14 protein-coding genes are annotated in these 14,908 nt (G+C 67.4%); 9 read left to right on the top strand and 5 right to left on the bottom strand.

Features of this window, described 5'->3' with window-relative positions:
• Nucleotides 1-77: 77 nt before the first annotated feature.
• Nucleotides 78-1,310 carry an MFS transporter gene (locus AC1RHV_RS20655; protein ID WP_370539854.1) on the top strand — a complete coding sequence of 411 codons (1,233 nt, stop codon included), beginning with the start codon at nt 78-80 and terminating at the stop codon, nt 1,308-1,310.
• On the opposite strand, the gene AC1RHV_RS20650 is transcribed toward AC1RHV_RS20655, so the two are convergent.
• Together AC1RHV_RS20650 and AC1RHV_RS20645 are read right to left on the bottom strand one after the other, a co-directional pair.
• Complete coding sequence (locus AC1RHV_RS20650; RefSeq protein WP_054451012.1) at nt 1,288-1,857, bottom strand: phosphonate degradation HD-domain oxygenase; 570 nt, start codon at nt 1,855-1,857, stop codon at nt 1,288-1,290. The two genes, AC1RHV_RS20655 and AC1RHV_RS20650, sit on opposite strands and share 23 nt — an antisense overlap.
• A 38-nt stretch (nt 1,858-1,895) precedes the next feature.
• Entirely contained in the window at nt 1,896-2,759 is an 864-nt protein-coding gene (locus tag AC1RHV_RS20645; RefSeq protein ID WP_054451329.1) for a LysR family transcriptional regulator, read from the bottom strand.
• A 147-nt stretch (nt 2,760-2,906) separates the two neighbouring features.
• Between AC1RHV_RS20645 and AC1RHV_RS20640 the strand changes: the two genes are divergently transcribed.
• The 5 genes from AC1RHV_RS20640 to AC1RHV_RS20620 all read left to right on the top strand — a co-directional run bounded on the left by AC1RHV_RS20640 (nt 2,907) and on the right by AC1RHV_RS20620 (nt 8,940).
• Complete coding sequence (locus tag AC1RHV_RS20640; RefSeq protein ID WP_054451013.1) at nt 2,907-3,980, top strand: putative 2-aminoethylphosphonate ABC transporter ATP-binding protein; 1,074 nt, start codon at nt 2,907-2,909, stop codon at nt 3,978-3,980.
• 7 nt (nt 3,981-3,987) lie between these two features.
• Nucleotides 3,988-5,754 carry a putative 2-aminoethylphosphonate ABC transporter permease subunit gene (locus AC1RHV_RS20635; protein WP_244958689.1) on the top strand — a complete coding sequence of 589 codons (1,767 nt, stop codon included), beginning with the start codon at nt 3,988-3,990 and terminating at the stop codon, nt 5,752-5,754.
• 23 nt (nt 5,755-5,777) lie between these two features.
• Nucleotides 5,778-6,599 carry a phosphonoacetaldehyde hydrolase gene (gene phnX / locus AC1RHV_RS20630; RefSeq protein WP_054451015.1) on the top strand — a complete coding sequence of 274 codons (822 nt, stop codon included), beginning with the start codon at nt 5,778-5,780 and terminating at the stop codon, nt 6,597-6,599.
• A 93-nt stretch (nt 6,600-6,692) separates the two neighbouring features.
• A complete protein-coding gene (locus tag AC1RHV_RS20625) occupies nt 6,693-7,715 on the top strand; it encodes a putative 2-aminoethylphosphonate ABC transporter substrate-binding protein (protein ID WP_054451016.1) in 1,023 nt (340 codons plus the stop codon).
• 94 nt (nt 7,716-7,809) lie between these two features.
• Nucleotides 7,810-8,940 (top strand): TIGR03364 family FAD-dependent oxidoreductase, encoded by a 1,131-nt coding sequence (locus tag AC1RHV_RS20620; RefSeq protein ID WP_119450560.1) that lies wholly within the window; start codon nt 7,810-7,812, stop codon nt 8,938-8,940.
• Nucleotides 8,941-9,015: 75 nt separating this feature from the next.
• Here AC1RHV_RS20620 and AC1RHV_RS20615 read toward each other — a convergent pair whose 3' ends face one another.
• From AC1RHV_RS20615 to AC1RHV_RS20605, 3 genes are all read right to left on the bottom strand, one after another.
• Nucleotides 9,016-10,164, bottom strand: a complete 1,149-nt coding sequence (locus tag AC1RHV_RS20615; RefSeq protein ID WP_054451018.1) for an aromatic ring-hydroxylating oxygenase subunit alpha — start codon at nt 10,162-10,164, stop codon at nt 9,016-9,018.
• A gap of 243 nt (nt 10,165-10,407) precedes the next feature.
• Nucleotides 10,408-11,418: an acyltransferase gene (locus tag AC1RHV_RS20610; RefSeq protein ID WP_054451019.1), complete on the bottom strand. Its 1,011-nt coding sequence runs from the start codon at nt 11,416-11,418 to the stop codon at nt 10,408-10,410.
• Between the two features lie 202 nt (nt 11,419-11,620).
• Complete coding sequence (locus tag AC1RHV_RS20605; protein WP_054451020.1) at nt 11,621-12,589, bottom strand: Bug family tripartite tricarboxylate transporter substrate binding protein; 969 nt, start codon at nt 12,587-12,589, stop codon at nt 11,621-11,623.
• Nucleotides 12,590-12,743: 154 nt separating this feature from the next.
• Here AC1RHV_RS20605 and AC1RHV_RS20600 point away from each other — a divergent pair, with 154 nt between their 5' ends.
• The 3 genes from AC1RHV_RS20600 to AC1RHV_RS20590 all read left to right on the top strand — a co-directional run bounded on the left by AC1RHV_RS20600 (nt 12,744) and on the right by AC1RHV_RS20590 (nt 14,876).
• Nucleotides 12,744-13,598 carry an IclR family transcriptional regulator gene (locus AC1RHV_RS20600; protein WP_054451021.1) on the top strand — a complete coding sequence of 285 codons (855 nt, stop codon included), beginning with the start codon at nt 12,744-12,746 and terminating at the stop codon, nt 13,596-13,598.
• Nucleotides 13,599-13,690: 92 nt separating this feature from the next.
• Nucleotides 13,691-13,957, top strand: a complete 267-nt coding sequence (locus AC1RHV_RS20595; protein WP_054451022.1) for an exodeoxyribonuclease VII small subunit — start codon at nt 13,691-13,693, stop codon at nt 13,955-13,957.
• Nucleotides 13,958-13,964: 7 nt separating this feature from the next.
• Nucleotides 13,965-14,876, top strand: coding sequence for a polyprenyl synthetase family protein (locus AC1RHV_RS20590; protein ID WP_054451023.1), 912 nt, complete (start codon nt 13,965-13,967; stop codon nt 14,874-14,876).
• The last annotated feature ends 32 nt before the right edge of the window (nt 14,877-14,908 follow it).

Here is a 14,908-nt window from a genome sequence, read left to right as displayed (position 1 = left end):
AGGAAATGTAGCCTACTTTTTCTTTAATCCGGGGGACTCTATCGTCTCGGCACCAAGCTTCAATCAAGGTGCCTGAGATGAAAAAAACCACGAATTCCCCGCGTCCGCGTACTGCGCCCACGCATCCCCCCGCCGGTCGCGACCGCCTGCCGCTGGGCGCCTTGCTGGCGCTGGCGATGGCCGGCTTCATCACCATCCTGACCGAGGCGCTGCCGGCCGGGCTGCTGCCGCAGATGGCGCAGGGCCTGGCCGTGTCCCAGGCCAGCATCGGCCAGACCGTCACCATCTACGCGATCGGGTCGTTGGTGGCGGCGATCCCGCTGGTCGCCGCGACCCAGGGCGTGCGGCGGCGTCCGCTGCTGCTGGCGGCGATCGCCGGGTTCGTGCTGGCCAACACGGTGACCGCGCTGTCATCCGGCTATGTGCTGACCCTGGCCGCGCGCTTCCTGGCCGGCGTGTCGGCGGGACTGTTGTGGGCGCTGCTGGCAGGTTACGCCGCGCGCATGGTGCCCGCACATCAGCAAGGGCGCGCGATCGCGGTGGCGATGCTGGGTGCGCCGCTGGCGCTGTCGCTGGGCGTTCCGGCCGGCACGTTCCTGGGCGCGCTGTGGGGCTGGCGCGCAGGCTTTGGCATCATGAGCGGGCTGGCCTTGGTCCTGATGGTCTGGGTGCGTTTGCGGGTGCCGGACTTTGCGGGACAGGCCCGGGGCCGGCAACTGCCGCTGCGGCGCGTATTCCTGCTGCCCGGCGTGCGCCCGGTGCTGTTCGCGGTGCTGGCGTTCGTCCTGGCGCACAACATTCTCTACATCTATATCGCGCCGTTCCTGGCATCGCTGGGCATGGCTGCAAACACCGAGCTGGTGCTGCTGGTGTTCGGACTCAGCTCCCTGGCCGGCATCTGGCTGATCGGGACGTTGATCGACCGTCATCTGCGGGCGCTGACTTTGGCCTGCATCGCCCTGTTCGGCCTGGCCGCGCTGGCGCTGGGTATCGCGGGCGGCATGCCGGCCATGCTTTATCTGTCGGTGGGGGCTTGGGGCGTGGCGTTCGGCGGCTCGCCGACGCTGTTCCAGACTGCGCTGGCCAAGACGTCGGGCGATGCCGCGGACGTGGCGCAGTCCATGCTGGTGACCGCGTGGAACACGGCGATTGCCGCAGGCGGGATCGTCGGCGGCGCGTTGCTCGAACGCCTGGGCGTGGCCGCGTTCGTACCGGTGCTGCTGGCGCTGTTGGCGGCGACGCTGGCGGTGGTCTGGGCCGCCAGGACGCACGGCTTTCCGGCCAGCCCTACCAGATGGCAGCCAGCTTGACCCGACCCGAGATGCTCTCGGCGATTTCCAGGAAGTGGTCCAGGGGCGGCGTTGCCAGCCCCGGAACCTTGGCCATGTCGTCCCAGCGCCTCAGGCGGATCGCATCCGGCGCGCCCGGCATGCTCGCGAATTCCACCGCCTGGCTCGCATCGAAACTGCCCCCCTGCAGCGCCAGGCTGCGTTTCGAATCCTCCGAGAGCGACGCTTCATATTGCGGTTCCACATAGCAGAGGTAGCGCTTGGCTTCCACGTGCAGCCGGATCGGGTCCAGCACCGCCGAGCTGAACAGGCCGCGCAGGAAGGGCAGGACGAAGTACTGGTGCTTGTCGTCGATGCCGCGCAGCGTCGGCGTGCCAGGCCGGTCGGCGATGAGATGGCCCAGGTCGTGCAGCAGGCTGGCGGTGATCAGGTGGGCGCCGGCGCCGTTGCGCTCGGCCAGCGCCGCGGTCTGCAGCGCATGCCGCAGGTGGCTGACGGATTCGCCGTCATAGGAGCGGTGCCCGCGCTCCAGGAAAATCTGCTCGATATCTTGCAAGGTCAAGGCCATGGTTGTCTCCTGGGTGGCCGCATAGGGGAGGGCGGCGCTCAGCCGGCGGCTGGCGCCATCTCCAGAAAGCGCGCGATCAGCTGCACCGGTTGGCGCTCGCGCAGGCAGTACAGGTATTCGTGCATCACGATGTCGGCGCCCTCGATGTCCAGGGCCGCCAGATCGGGATGGGACGGGATTTCGCGCGATGGGATCAGGCTGATCCCCAGGCCGCACAGGATGGCCTGGCGGATGGACTCGCGGCTGCCGATTTCCAGCGTGCGGCTTACCGTGACGCCGGCCGCCTGCAAGGCGTCCTCCGTCAGCTGCCGCGTCATGGAGCCGGGTTCGCGCAGCAGCAGCGCGTGTTCGGCCAGGTCGGCCAGGCGGACGTGGCCGTGGCGCGCCAAGGGATGGTCGCGATGCGCCACCACCCGGATGGGGTCGGCCGCGATCATGCGGCGGTACAGGTGCTTGTCATCCATCAGAAACGACGACGTGGCAATCTCGATGCGATAGTCATGCAGCGCCTGCAGCATGCTTTGCGAATTGCCGATAGCCAGCGTCAGGTCTATGCCCGGATAACGCTGGTTATAGGCGCGCACCGTGTCCATGATGTAGTAGGGGCCGGTGGCGCCGATGCGCAGATTGCCTTCGCGCAGGTCGCTGGCGTCGCGCAGCCGGAAGTCGATCTCGGTTTCCTGCTGGACCAGCTTTTCCACCATGGGCATCAGGCTGTGGCCGGCGTCCGACAGGCGCATGCCGCGCCCCTGGCGGTGGAACAGTTCGACGCCGTAACGCGACTCCAGCTGGCGCAATTGCCCCGTCACCGTGGGCTGGCTGACGCCCAACTGGGCGGCGGCCTTGGTGACGGTGCCGCAGCGGGCCACGGCGTAGAAGGATTTGAGTTCGGCGACAAGCACGGTGCAGGGGGCGGAATAGGGGCGCAATGCGCAAGACCGCCAGTACACCAAAATAATTTGATGTTTTTATTACTGCATTTGCGCGAAGTGTCATAAACACTCAATACGCGTCTTCCATACTGCCTTCGTTCCCAAACCGGAGGCCCCATGGCCGAACGCGATACCGCATTTCTCTCTGTCAGGCATCTGGTGAAGCGCTTTGGCAGCCACACCGCGCTGTCGGACGTCTCGCTCGACATCCGCGCCGGGGAGTTGGTGTGCCTGCTGGGCCCCTCGGGCTGCGGCAAGACCACCTTGCTGCGCGCCATCGCCGGCCTCGAGCGCCAGGACAGCGGCACCATCGTGCTGTCCGGGCGCGACATCTCGCACGCCGAACCGCAGGCGCGCGACTACGGCATCCTGTTCCAGTCGTACGCGCTGTTTCCCAACCTGACGGTGGCCCAGAACGTGGCCTACGGCCTGAGCGGCAAGCGCGCCCACCGCAACCACGTCGCCAACCGCGTCGAGGAAATGCTGACGCTGGTCGGCCTGGCGGGCGCGGCGGATAAATATCCGGGACAGATTTCCGGCGGACAGCAGCAGCGCGTGGCCCTGGCGCGCGCGCTGGCGCCATCGCCGTCCCTGCTGCTGCTGGACGAGCCCATGTCGGCGCTGGACGCCCGCGTGCGCGAGCATCTGCGCATCGAGCTGCGGGCCCTGCAGAAGCGCCTGTCCATCACCACGCTGATGGTCACGCACGACCAGGAAGAGGCCATGGTGATGGCCGACCGCATCGCCGTAATGAATGGCGGCATCATCGAGCAGTACGGCACGCCGCGGGAACTCTACCGCCAGCCCGGCTCGGCCTTCATCGCCGATTTCGTGGGCGAGGCGAACTGGCTGCCGTTCGAACGCGTGGACGCGCACCGCGCCCGCGTCGGACGCCAGGAGCTGGCCGTGGACGAGGCGCTGGACGCCGCCAGCGGCAAGCTGTTCGTGCGCCCGGAAGCGGTGCGCGTCAGCACCGCGCGCCCGGATCAGCCCAACGCCATGCTGGCCGATGTGCTGGACGGCGTGTTCCTTGGCCGCGGCTATCGCCTGGCCTTGCGCCTTGAGGGCGTGCCCGGCAGCACGGTGCATTCCATCGTGTCCCCCGAAATCGGAGACGCCCTGCTGGGCCCTCACGCCGCCAGCCGCTGCTGGGTGGAGCTGCCGCGCCATGCGATTCGCGCCTACGCTTGATCCGGCCATGAACCGTTCCTCCAACGCCGCCGCGCCGGCTGCTGGAATTATCGCAGCGCCCATGCAGGCCCCGGCGCTGGGCCGCCGCCCGCTGCCGGCCTGGGTTGGCGCCTTCGGCCTGGCCACCGGGCAGGGCGCCCTGGCGCTGGGCCTGTTGCTATTCCTGGCGCTGCCGCTGGCCGCCATCCTGCTCAAGTCTGTGACCGACAGCGATGGCGCCTGGGCCGGGTTATCGGTGCTTGCGGACATCATCGGCGGCGACGGCTTCATGGCCATGGTCGCGCGCAGCCTCGCGGTGGGCGTGGTGACGACCTTGCTGGTCGTGCCCTGCGCCTATGGATTCGCCTATGGCCTGACCCGCACGCGCCTGCCGGGCAAGGGCCTGCTGCGCACCGTCGCCTTGCTGCCGCTGCTGGCGCCGTCGCTGCTGCCGGGGATCGCGCTGGTGTACCTGCTAGGCAACCAGGGTCTGCTCAAGAGCCTGACGGGCGGCGCGACCATCTACGGTTTCTGGGGCATCGTCGTGGGCGAGGCTTTCTATACCTTCCCGCACGCGCTGATGATTCTGCTGACCGGCCTGGCCCTGGCCGACGGCCGTCTTTATGACGCCGCGCGCGCCATGGGCGCCGGCCCCTGGCGCACCTTCCTGACCGTGACCCTGCCGGGCACCCGCTACGCCGTGTTTTCGGCCTGCTGCGTGGTGTTCACGCTGACGGTGACCGACTTCGGCGTGCCCAAGGTCGTGGGCGGCGATTACAACGTGCTGGCGATGGAAGCCTACAAGGCCGTGGTCGGCCAGCAGAACTTTCCCAAGGGCGCGGCCATCGGCATCCTGCTGCTGCTTCCCGCGATCCTGACCTTCGCCCTGGACCGGCGGCTGCGCGCCCGACAAGGCGCTCAGCTGAGCGGCCGGGCCCAGCCCTATGCCGCGGGCGTCAACCGCCGCCGCGATGCCGCGTTCCTGGCGCTGGCCGGCGTGCTGGCGGCGTTCCTGCTGCTGATCATCGGCGTGGCGGTGTGGGCGTCCTTCGTGAAGATGTGGCCCTACAACCTGTCGATGTCGCTGCGTTCGTACGACTTCGACAATATGGACGGCGGCGGCTGGCTCGCCTGGCGCAACAGCCTGCAGTTGGCGTTCTGCACCGCCCTGGCCGGCACGGCCGTGGTCTTCACCGGCGCATGGATGATGGAGAAGGTGCCCGCCCGCGGCCAGCTCGCGCGCGGCCTGCGCGGCATGGTCGGCATGCTGGCGCTGATGCCCATGGCGGTGCCGGGCCTGGTGCTGGGCCTGGGCTACATCTTCTTCTTCAACAGCCTGTCGAACCCGCTGAACGTGCTGTACGGCACCATGCCGCTGCTGGTCCTGTGCACCATCGTCCACTTCTACACCAGCGCGCACCTCACGGCTGCCACCGCGCTCAATGCGCTGGACCCCGAATTCGAAGCGGCCTCCGCGTCGCTCAAGGTGCCGCGCCTGACGACCTTCCTGCGCGTGACGCTGCCGATGTGCCTGCCGGCCGCGCTGGACGTGGCCCGCTATCTGTTTGTTTCCGCCATGACCACGGTGTCCGCGGTCGTGTTTCTGTACAGCCCGTCGACGGTGCTGGCCGCGGTCGCGGTGCTGAACATGGACGACGCCGGCTTCATCGGTCCCGCCGCCGCCATGTGCACCGTGATCATGGCCAGTTCGGCCGTCGCTGCACTGGTCCTGCACCTGGCCAGCCGCGCGCTGGTGGCGCGCAGCCAGGCCTGGCGCCGCCCCGCGGCCCATTGAACGATTTTTCAAGGATGACCCTCATGACTGTTTCGCCTTTGCCCGTCCGCCTGGAGGCGGTGATCTTCGACTGGGCCGGCACGCTGGTCGACTTCGGTTCCTTCGCGCCCACCAAGGTGTTCGTGGACGCGTTCTCGCAGTTCGGCGTGGAAATGTCGCTGGCGCAGGCCCGCGGCCCGATGGGCATGGGCAAGTGGGACCACATCCGCACGCTCTGCAATGAGCCGGTCATCGCCAGCCAGTACCAGGCCCAGTTCGGTCGCCTGCCCACCGATGACGACGTGACCGCCATCTACGAGCGCTTCCTGCCGATGCAGCTGGACAAGGTTGCCCAGTATTCGGCGGCGATCCCCGGCGCGGCAGAACTGTTGCGCGCTCTGCGCCAGCACGGCCTGAAGATCGGCTCGTGCTCGGGCTACCCCGCCAGCGTCATGCGCCGCGTGGTCGAGCGCGCCGCCACCGAAGGCCTGGAGCCCGATTGCATCGTCGCCAGCGACGACGTGCCGCGCGCGCGCCCGGCGCCCGCGATGGCGCTGAAGAATGTGGTCGAACTCGGCCTGTCCGACGTGGCCGCCTGCGTCAAGGTCGACGACACCGCGCCCGGCATCGAAGAAGGACGCCGCGCCGGCATGTGGACCGTGGGCCTGCTGCTGTCGGGCAACGCCGCCGGCCTGACGCTGGAGGAATACCTGAGCCTGGACGACGCAGGCCGCCAGAAAGCGCGCACCGCCGCCAGCCTGGAGCTGTCGCCCGCCGCGCCGCACTACCTGATCGATACCGTCGCCGACCTGCCTGGCGTGATCTCCGATATCGAAGCCCGCTTGTCCGCAGGCCAACGCCCCTAACCCTCTCACCTGTCTGCACCGCTTGCCGGGGCCGGTTCGCGCCAGCCCCGGGGGCCTCCCTCAGCCTTTTTCCGCCTACCCACGGAGTACTTCATGAATCGCTACAAGCTGCTTGCACTGGCCGCCGCCCTGACGGGCGTGATGGGCGCCGCCTCCGCCGAGACCACGCTGACGGTCTACACCGCGCTCGAAGCCGACCAGATCAAGGCCTACCAGGCCGCGTTCGAGAAGGCCAATCCCGACATCAAGATCCAGTGGGTGCGCGACTCCACCGGCATCATCACCGCCAAGCTGCTGGCCGAAAAGAACAACCCCAAGGCCGACGCCATCTGGGGCCTGGCCGGCACCTCGCTGGGCCTGATGGACAAGGAAGGCATGCTGCAGCCCTACGCCCCCAAGGGCCTGGACCAGATCGCCGCCAACATGCGCGACGCCAAGGCCGAGCCCAGCTGGGTCGGCATGGACGGCTTCGCCGCCGCCATCTGCTTCAACACCATCGAAGCCGAAAAGCAGAAGCTGCCCAAGCCCACTTCGTGGCAGGACCTGACCAAGCCGGTGTACGCCGGCAAGATCGTGATGCCGAACCCGGCTTCGTCGGGCACCGGCTTCCTGGACGTCAGCGCCTGGCTGCAGATCTTCGGTGAAGAGAAGGGCTGGGCCTACATGGACGCCCTGCACAAGAACATCGGTTCGTACACGCACTCGGGCTCCAAGCCCTGCAACATGGCTGCCGCCGGCGAATTCCCGATCGGCGTGTCGTTCGACTACCGCGCCGCCAAGCTGAAGGCCGACGGCGCGCCCGTCGAAGCCGTGTTCCCCTCGGAAGGCCTGGGCTGGGAAGTGGAAGCCACCGCCATCATGAAGGGCACCAAGAACCTGGAAGCCGCCCGCAAGCTGGCCGATTTCTCCGCCAGCCGCGAAGCCAACGAACTGTACAAGGCCAACTTCGCCGTGCTGGCCATCCCGTCGATCGCCACGTCCAATCCGAACCTGCCGGCCGACCTGATGCAACGCATGATCAAGAACGACTTCACCTGGGCCGCCACCAACCGCGACCGCATCATCGCCGAGTGGACCAAGCGCTACGACGGCAAGTCCGAGCCGAAGAAGAAGTAAGTCCGTTTGACCGCGGCGGCGCCGGACGCCGCCGCGCCCCGGGGGCGCCCGCCAGGGCGGCTCCCGCCGCATTTCCCTTTGCAATGTTCCACAGATGAAAAATTTCGACGTAGTCGTGGTGGGCGCCGGCATGTTGGGCATCGCCCACGCCTGGGCCGCCGCCAAGCGCGGCCTGTCGGTGGCCGTGATCGAGCGCAGCCGCCAGGCGCATGGCGCCACCATCCGCAATTTCGGCCAGGTCATCGTGACGGGCCAGGCCCCCGGCATGATGCTGTCGCACGCCCAGCAGGCGCGCGAGCTGTGGCTGGAACTGGCGGACCGCGCGGGTTTCCATGTGCGCGCCAACGGCGCCCTGGTGCTGGCGCGCAATGCCGAAGAGGCGGACGTGCTGCAGGAATTCGCCGACACGCGCATGCGCCAGGAAGGCTATCGCGCCGACCTGCTGTCGGCCCGCGAGGTGGCCCGGTTGTACGGCGGCCAGCTCGCGCACCACTGCGCGGGCCTGCAAGGTCATGACGATCTGCAGATCTATTCGCGCGAGGCGCTGCCGGCCATCACGCGCTACCTCGCGGAATCGCTGGGTGTGCAGTTCATCACCGGCACGCTGGCGCGCGCGGTCGAGGGCGGGCTGGTGTGTACCTCGGCTGGCGAATTCAAGGGCGGACACGTGTTCGTCTGCCCCGGGCATGACTACCTGACCCTGCTGCCTGAGCGCTTTGCGCCGATGAACCTGGAGGTCACGCGCCTGCAGATGTTGCGCGCCGCGTTCGAGACTCATCCCATCGCGCTGGACCGCCCCTTGCTGACCGGCCTGTCCTGCGTGCATTACGGCGCATTCTCGGACCTGCCGTCGGCGCTGGCGTTGCGCGACGTGATCCAGGCGCGCACGCCCATGCTGCTGGAGAACGGCATCCACCTGCTGATCAGCCCCACGCCTTATGGCGAACTGATCATCGGCGATTCGCACCGCTACGGCCAGGACGCGCCGCCGTTCAACGACGAGGCGGTCGACAACGCCATGCTGGACCTGGCGACCCAGGCGCTGGGCGCGCGCCTGCGCGTGCTGGAGCGCTGGCAGGGCGTCTATGGCGCGCATGGCCCCGCGCCGTTCTCGGTCATGCCGGTGGACCCGGCCACGACGGTTGCGGTGATGCACTCGGGCGTGGGCATGACGGTGGGACTGGCCATCGGCGAGCGCACGGTGGCGGGTGTGCTGGGCCGCTGATCGCGGCAGCCGGAAAGAAGAAAGGCCTCGCATGTGCGAGGCCTTTTTGCATGGGACAGGCGCCGAAGCCAGGCTTCAGACCCGCTCCTGCATGATGCGGCGATACCATTCATGGAAGTGCTGCATGCCGTCTTCCATGGGCGACTGGTAGGGACCGGTTTCGTTCACGCCGCGCAGCATCAGCGCCTTGCGGCCCGCGTCCATGCGCTCGGCGATCTCGTCGTCCTCGATCGCCGTTTCCATGTAGGCGGCGCGCTGCGCCTCGACGAACTCGCGTTCGAAGGCGGCGATTTCCTCGGGGTAGTAGAACTCGACCACGTTCACAGTTTCCTGCGGGCCCTTCGGGTACAGCGTGGAGAGCACCAGCACATGCGGATACAGCTCGATCATGTGGGTCGGGAAGTACGTGACCCAGACCGCGCCGAAATCAGGCGCATCGCCTTCGCGGAACGCCAGCAGGCGGTCGTGCCATTGCTTGTACACGTCGGACCCCGGCTGCGCCAGGGCGTTGTGCACGCCGACCTTCTGCAGGCTGTACCAGTCGTTGAACTCCCAGCTCAGGTCGTCGCAGGTGACGAAGCGGCCCAGGCCCGGATGGAACGGACCGACGTGGTAGTCCTCGAGATAGACCTCGATGAAGGTCTTCCAGTTGTAGTTGCACTGGTGCACTTCGACGTGGTCCAGCACGTAGTCGCCGAAGTCGAATTCCGGGCGCGAGAACAGCGGCGCCATGTCGGCGGCCGGATCGCGCGGGCCTTCGAACAGCAGGCCATGGCAGTCGCGCAGGCGGAACTTCTGCAGGTTCATGCAGGGCGTGGTGGCGAACTGGGGCGCGCCCAACAACTCGCCCTGGTTGTTGTACGTCCAACGATGCAAGGGGCAGACGATATTGCCGCCGGTTGCCTTCAGATTGCCATGCGTATTGCAGTTGCCGGCCACATTGCCGGTTTCGCCGCCAAGCATCAGCGCCTGGCGGTGGCGGCAGACATTTGAGATGAGTTCGACGCCTTGCTGGTTGCGAACCAGCACGCGTCCTCCGTCTTCCTGGACCAACGTACGCCAATCCCCGATTTCGGGCACCACTTTCTGGTGGCCGACGTATTGTGAGGATTGCTTGAAAATGAGTTCTTGCTCGCGGGCAAAGAGGGCTTCGTCAAAATACGCGCTGACGGGTAGCTGGGTGCGAGCTGGCACTACATGTGCCATCCGACCGATGTCGGTCATGATTCCCCCCGCTCGGATAAAAAAGCCAGGACGGAGGGGCTTTTGCCTGGCGGCTTTGAAATCCGCAGGATGCGTTCCGTGCTGGCGCGAAGAAAAATCGGTGTCTGGCCGATCAAATAAGCCGTGAATTGTACCCCAAGCCCTTACCCCGCGCCCGTGAAGATCTGCGAAGCTTCGTGAAGTTATGCCGTAGCCGTCGTGCACGCGCTGCGCGAGGCATAACCCCTTGAAGATGTAGGCCTTTCAGACGAAGCGCCGGGTGGCCGGATGGCGTCTCATCAGCCAGCTGCTGGCCGCCGACAACATGAACACGGCCACCGCCAGCATGGGCAGCGTCCAGGCCTCGTTGCGCGCGCCCGTCAAGGCGCCGGCGCGATGCGCCACGTCCAGGAACAGTGGATGGATCAGGTAGACGCCGAAGGTCAAAGGCGCCAGCGAGGCCAGCCGCGGCAGGCGCGGCGACCCAACGATCCACTGGAATGCGGCCAGCGACATGAACGGCACCGTGAGACTGAAGTAATCGTAGAAGTAGGTATCCAGCGCGCGGTTGCTCGACATCGTGTACACGCCCAGCGCGGTCGCGGCGACGCTGGCCGCCAGCATCAGGCCCGGACGCGGGATGCGCATCTGGCCGTCGAAGATCAGGCGGCCCGCCACGAAGTAGCCCAGATAGGGCAGGAACCAGGTCAGGAAGAAGCCCGCGGGCGCGCCCAGCGCGCGGCGGTACAGCGCGTCCAGGATCGCCACGCCCAGGATGCCGACCACCCACAAGGCGCGGGCGCGCGGCGTGCTGCGCGCATACAGGACGCGCACCAGCGGCGCGAACAGATACAGGCCCACGATCATGTACAGGTACCACAGGTGGTAGTACGGCTCGCCCTGCACCAGCTTGCGCGGCCAGAACGAAAAATCGATGCGGCCGTCGTCCCACCAATCCAGCGCCGTGCGCCAGGCCAGATAGAAGAACGTCCAGAACAAGAGCGGCGCGCAGATCCGCGCCATGCGCCGGCTGTAGAACTGGCGCGCGTCCTGCGGCTTGTCGGGATCCAGCAGCAGGGCGCCGCTGACCATGACGAACACGGGCACGCACCAGCGCGCCGCCGAGTCGTACAGATTGGCCGCCAGCCACGCTCCCCCGCCGTACACCGCGGGGTTGCTTACCACCATGGCGGCGCTGTGCAGCAGCACGACGGCTACCGCCGCCAACCAGCGGGCGGCATCCAGGCGCGCATATTTCTCTTCGGCGTACGGCATCGGGCTCCCATGGCGGTGTCTACTTTTTCACCATAGCAGCGGGCAGCGTCCTGGTTCTGTATCCAGGAGTTAGAGGGCATATCGACGCGCATGAAAAACCGGCAGGGGCGCTGGAGCCCTCTGCCGGCGGACGCCGCGCGGCGCGGCGCATTACGGGCGGGCGCGGGCCCGCCTACGTTTTGTCACGAAACCAGCCGCGCCATCATTGCAGGACGATATTGGCCTGCTTGATCAGTTGCGCCACGATCGGCTGTTCGGTCTTGATCTGCTTGTCCAGTTCGGCAGCCGTGCCCGAGCGCGGGTCGATGCCCATGTCCAGCATGCGCTTCTTGATGGTCTCGTCCTGCAGGGTCTCGGCCAGGGCCTGCTGCAGCTTTTCCATCACGGGGGCGGGGGTGCCCTTGGGCGCCACGAAGCTGAACCAGGCGGTCATGTCGAACGCGGGATAGCCTTGTTCGGCCAGCGTCGCCAGCTTGGGCTGCGTCGCCAGGCGGCCCGGGCTGGTGATGGCGAAGACCTTGACCTTGCCGGCATCGGCCTGCGGCATGCCGGTGGCCACCATGTCGAAGAACAGGTCCACGTCGCCGCTGACCAGGGCGGGCAGGGCCTGGGTCGCGCCCTTGAAGGGCACGTGCAGGATGTCGATGCCCGCGCGTTCCTTGAAGAGTTCGCCCGCCAGGTGCGAGGACGTGCCCGGGCCGAAGGTGGCGAAGGTCAGCTTGCCTGGATTCTGCTTGGCGTAGGCCACCACGTCCTGGGTGCTGTTGAACGGCCGCTTGGGGCTGGACAGCAGGACCAGCGGCCCGACGCCGACCATGCCGATGCGGGCGAAGCCATCGGGATCGTAGGGCAGTTCCTTGTACAGATAGCGGTTGGTGACCAGCGTGGAGTTGGTCGCCATCAGGATGGTGTAGCCGTCCGGCGCTTCGCGCGAAACAAAGGCCGCCCCGATCGAGGTGCCGGCGCCTGCCTTGTTCTCGACGATCATGGGCTGGCCCAGCGTCTTGGCCATGCGCTCGGCCAGGATGCGGGTCAGCACGTCGGTGGCGCCGCCGGCGGGGAAGGGCGAGACCACCTTGATCGGCCGGGCCGGATAGGTTTCGGCCTGGGCGCCCAGTGCGGCGGCGCTGAGCAGCAGGGTGGCCAGCAGTTTGAAGCTAGTGCGAATCATGTTTTCCCCTTGAAATCGCGTGCATGAGTGGATGGTCGGGCCTGGCTTGGCGCTGCGGGTAGCGCTTGCCAAGTCTCCTTGGGTGCATTAAATTCCGTAAAATGGAATTTAATTTTGTTATTCGAAATAAACTATAAAAACGAAGCGAATAGAAATGCAATCTTTTTCTGACGCCAAGCGCATCGCCCATCCCGCCGCCAAACCGGACGGCAAGGTCGAACTCAGCCTGCCCGCGCGCCGCAAGCGCGCCGCCGGCGCGGGCGGGGGCGCCAACTCGCCTGATTTCATTACCGCACTGGCGCGCGGGCTGGATGTACTGCGCTGTTTTCGCCATGGCGTGACGGCCTTGGGCAATCTGGACCTGGCGCGCCTGACCGGTTTGCCCAAGCCCACCATCAGCCGCATCACCTACACCCTTACTGAATTGGGTTATCTGCGCTATCACCCGGACACCGGCAAATATTCGCCTGGCTATGGCGTGCTGGCGCTGGGCTTCGGCCTGCTGGCCGGGCTGGAGGTGCGCGAACTGGCCAAGGCCTCGATGACCGAGCTGGCGCGCGCCACCGGCGGCGCGGTGGCCCTGGGCGCCTTCGATGGCGATGCCATGACCTACGTCGAGGCCATCCATGGGTCTTCGGCGCTCTACCTGCGCCTGCCCGTCGGCTATCGCGCCAGCCTGGACAGCGCCATGGGCCGGGCCTACCTGGCCAGCCTGCCGCCCCAGGCCTGCGCCGACGCGTTGGCCCGGCTGGGCGAGACCGCGCCGGACGCGGCCGCCATGGAGCGCGCCCGCGCCGAACTGCGCGACACGGGCTGCTGCTACGCCATCGGCGAATGGCAGTCGGGGATCAATGCGGTCGCCGTGCCGTTTGCCTCCATCACGGGCGAGGGCGTCTTCGTCATGAGCTGCGGCGGGCCCGCCAGCCTCTTGCCCGAGGCGGACCTGCGTACGCGCGTGGCGCCGCTGCTGCAGGGCGCCATTGCGGGGCTGGCAGGCGCTGCGGCCTGAGACGCGCCGCGCGCGGCGGCAAGCCCGACGGCCTTGCGGGTATCTCGTACAATTCACGGATTGATCCACCCCTAGCGCCCTCGGAGACCCGTTTGGCCAAATCTTCACAAGCCGATCCGCAGATCGATGACCGTCCCTTGCCCCAGGATTTCGAAACGGCGCTGGCCGAACTCGAATCGCTGGTAGCGGCCATGGAAGACGGCTCGTTGCCGCTGGAGCAGTCGCTGGCCGCCTACCGGCGCGGCGTGGCGCTCACGCGGGTCTGCCAGGAACGCTTGGCGCAGGCCGAACAGCAGGTCAAGGTCCTGGAGGGCGACTTGCTGCGTCCGCTGGACCCGGCGGCGCTGGATGACGAATAAGAACCCGATGAAGCAAATTCAACTCGCCTTCCCGGAATGGTTGCAAGGCCGTGTCCAGCACGTCGAAGATGTCCTGGACGATCTGCTCCCCCCGGCGGACGCGTTGCCCGCGCGGCTGCATGAAGCCATGCGCTACGCCGTGCTTGGCGGCGGCAAGCGGGTGCGCGCCGCGCTGGTCTACGCGGCGGGGCAGGCCTGCCCCGTCAGCGGCAGCGTGCTGGCCGTGCAGGCCTCGCTGGACCGCGCCGCCGCGGCGGTGGAACTGATCCACGCCTATTCGCTGGTGCATGACGATCTGCCCTGCATGGACGACGACACGCTGCGCCGCGGCCGTCCCACCACCCACGTGAAGTTCGACGAAGCCACCGCCATGCTGGCGGGCGATGCGCTGCAACCGCTGGCCTTCGATCTGCTGGCTTCCATGCCGATCGCGCCCGCGCTGATCGTGCAGGCCACTCAGTCGCTGGCGCGCGCCGCCGGCAGCCAGGGCATGGCCGGCGGCCAGGCCATTGACCTGTTCAGCGTCGGCCGCGCGCTGTCGCGCGACGAGCTGCAAACCATGCACAGCATGAAGACGGGCGCCATGCTGGCTTGCAGCGTGGCCCTGGGCGGCATCGTGGCGGGCGCCAGTTCGGCCTCGCGCCAGGCGCTGGACGCCTACGCGCAGGCGGTGGGCCTGGCCTTCCAGGTGGTCGACGACATCCTGGACGTGACCGCCGACAGCGCCAGCCTGGGCAAGACGCCGGGCAAGGACGCCGCCGAGAACAAGCCCACCTATGTATCGCTTCTGGGCCTGGACGGCGCGCGCGCGTTCGCCCAGGAACTGCGTGAGGACGCGCTGGCCGCCCTGGCTCCGCTGGGCGAGGCCGGATCGCGCCTGGCTGAACTGGCCGACTTCATCGTCCTACGAGACCGCTGAACCGGGACCAGCCCGGGCTGGAGGCAGGCCGG

Source organism: Achromobacter sp. GW823-FHT04E03, from assembly GCF_058796095.1.
Note: the sequence above shows the minus strand (reverse complement) of the source record. Positions and strands in the feature narration are given on the sequence as shown.

Coding starts and splice junctions, on each gene's coding strand:
- AC1RHV_RS20620 (WP_119450560.1), top strand. CDS start 7,810: ATGAAAAATTTCGACGTAGTCGTGGTGGGCGCCGGCATGTTGGGCATC.
- AC1RHV_RS20640 (WP_054451013.1), top strand. CDS start 2,907: ATGGCCGAACGCGATACCGCATTTCTCTCTGTCAGGCATCTGGTGAAG.
- AC1RHV_RS20615 (WP_054451018.1), bottom strand. CDS start 10,164: ATGACCGACATCGGTCGGATGGCACATGTAGTGCCAGCTCGCACCCAG.
- AC1RHV_RS20650 (WP_054451012.1), bottom strand. CDS start 1,857: ATGGCCTTGACCTTGCAAGATATCGAGCAGATTTTCCTGGAGCGCGGG.
- AC1RHV_RS20625 (WP_054451016.1), top strand. CDS start 6,693: ATGAATCGCTACAAGCTGCTTGCACTGGCCGCCGCCCTGACGGGCGTG.
- AC1RHV_RS20590 (WP_054451023.1), top strand. CDS start 13,965: ATGAAGCAAATTCAACTCGCCTTCCCGGAATGGTTGCAAGGCCGTGTC.
- AC1RHV_RS20600 (WP_054451021.1), top strand. CDS start 12,744: ATGCAATCTTTTTCTGACGCCAAGCGCATCGCCCATCCCGCCGCCAAA.
- phnX (WP_054451015.1), top strand. CDS start 5,778: ATGACTGTTTCGCCTTTGCCCGTCCGCCTGGAGGCGGTGATCTTCGAC.
- AC1RHV_RS20605 (WP_054451020.1), bottom strand. CDS start 12,589: ATGATTCGCACTAGCTTCAAACTGCTGGCCACCCTGCTGCTCAGCGCC.
- AC1RHV_RS20635 (WP_244958689.1), top strand. CDS start 3,988: ATGAACCGTTCCTCCAACGCCGCCGCGCCGGCTGCTGGAATTATCGCA.
- AC1RHV_RS20610 (WP_054451019.1), bottom strand. CDS start 11,418: ATGCCGTACGCCGAAGAGAAATATGCGCGCCTGGATGCCGCCCGCTGG.
- AC1RHV_RS20655 (WP_370539854.1), top strand. CDS start 78: ATGAAAAAAACCACGAATTCCCCGCGTCCGCGTACTGCGCCCACGCAT.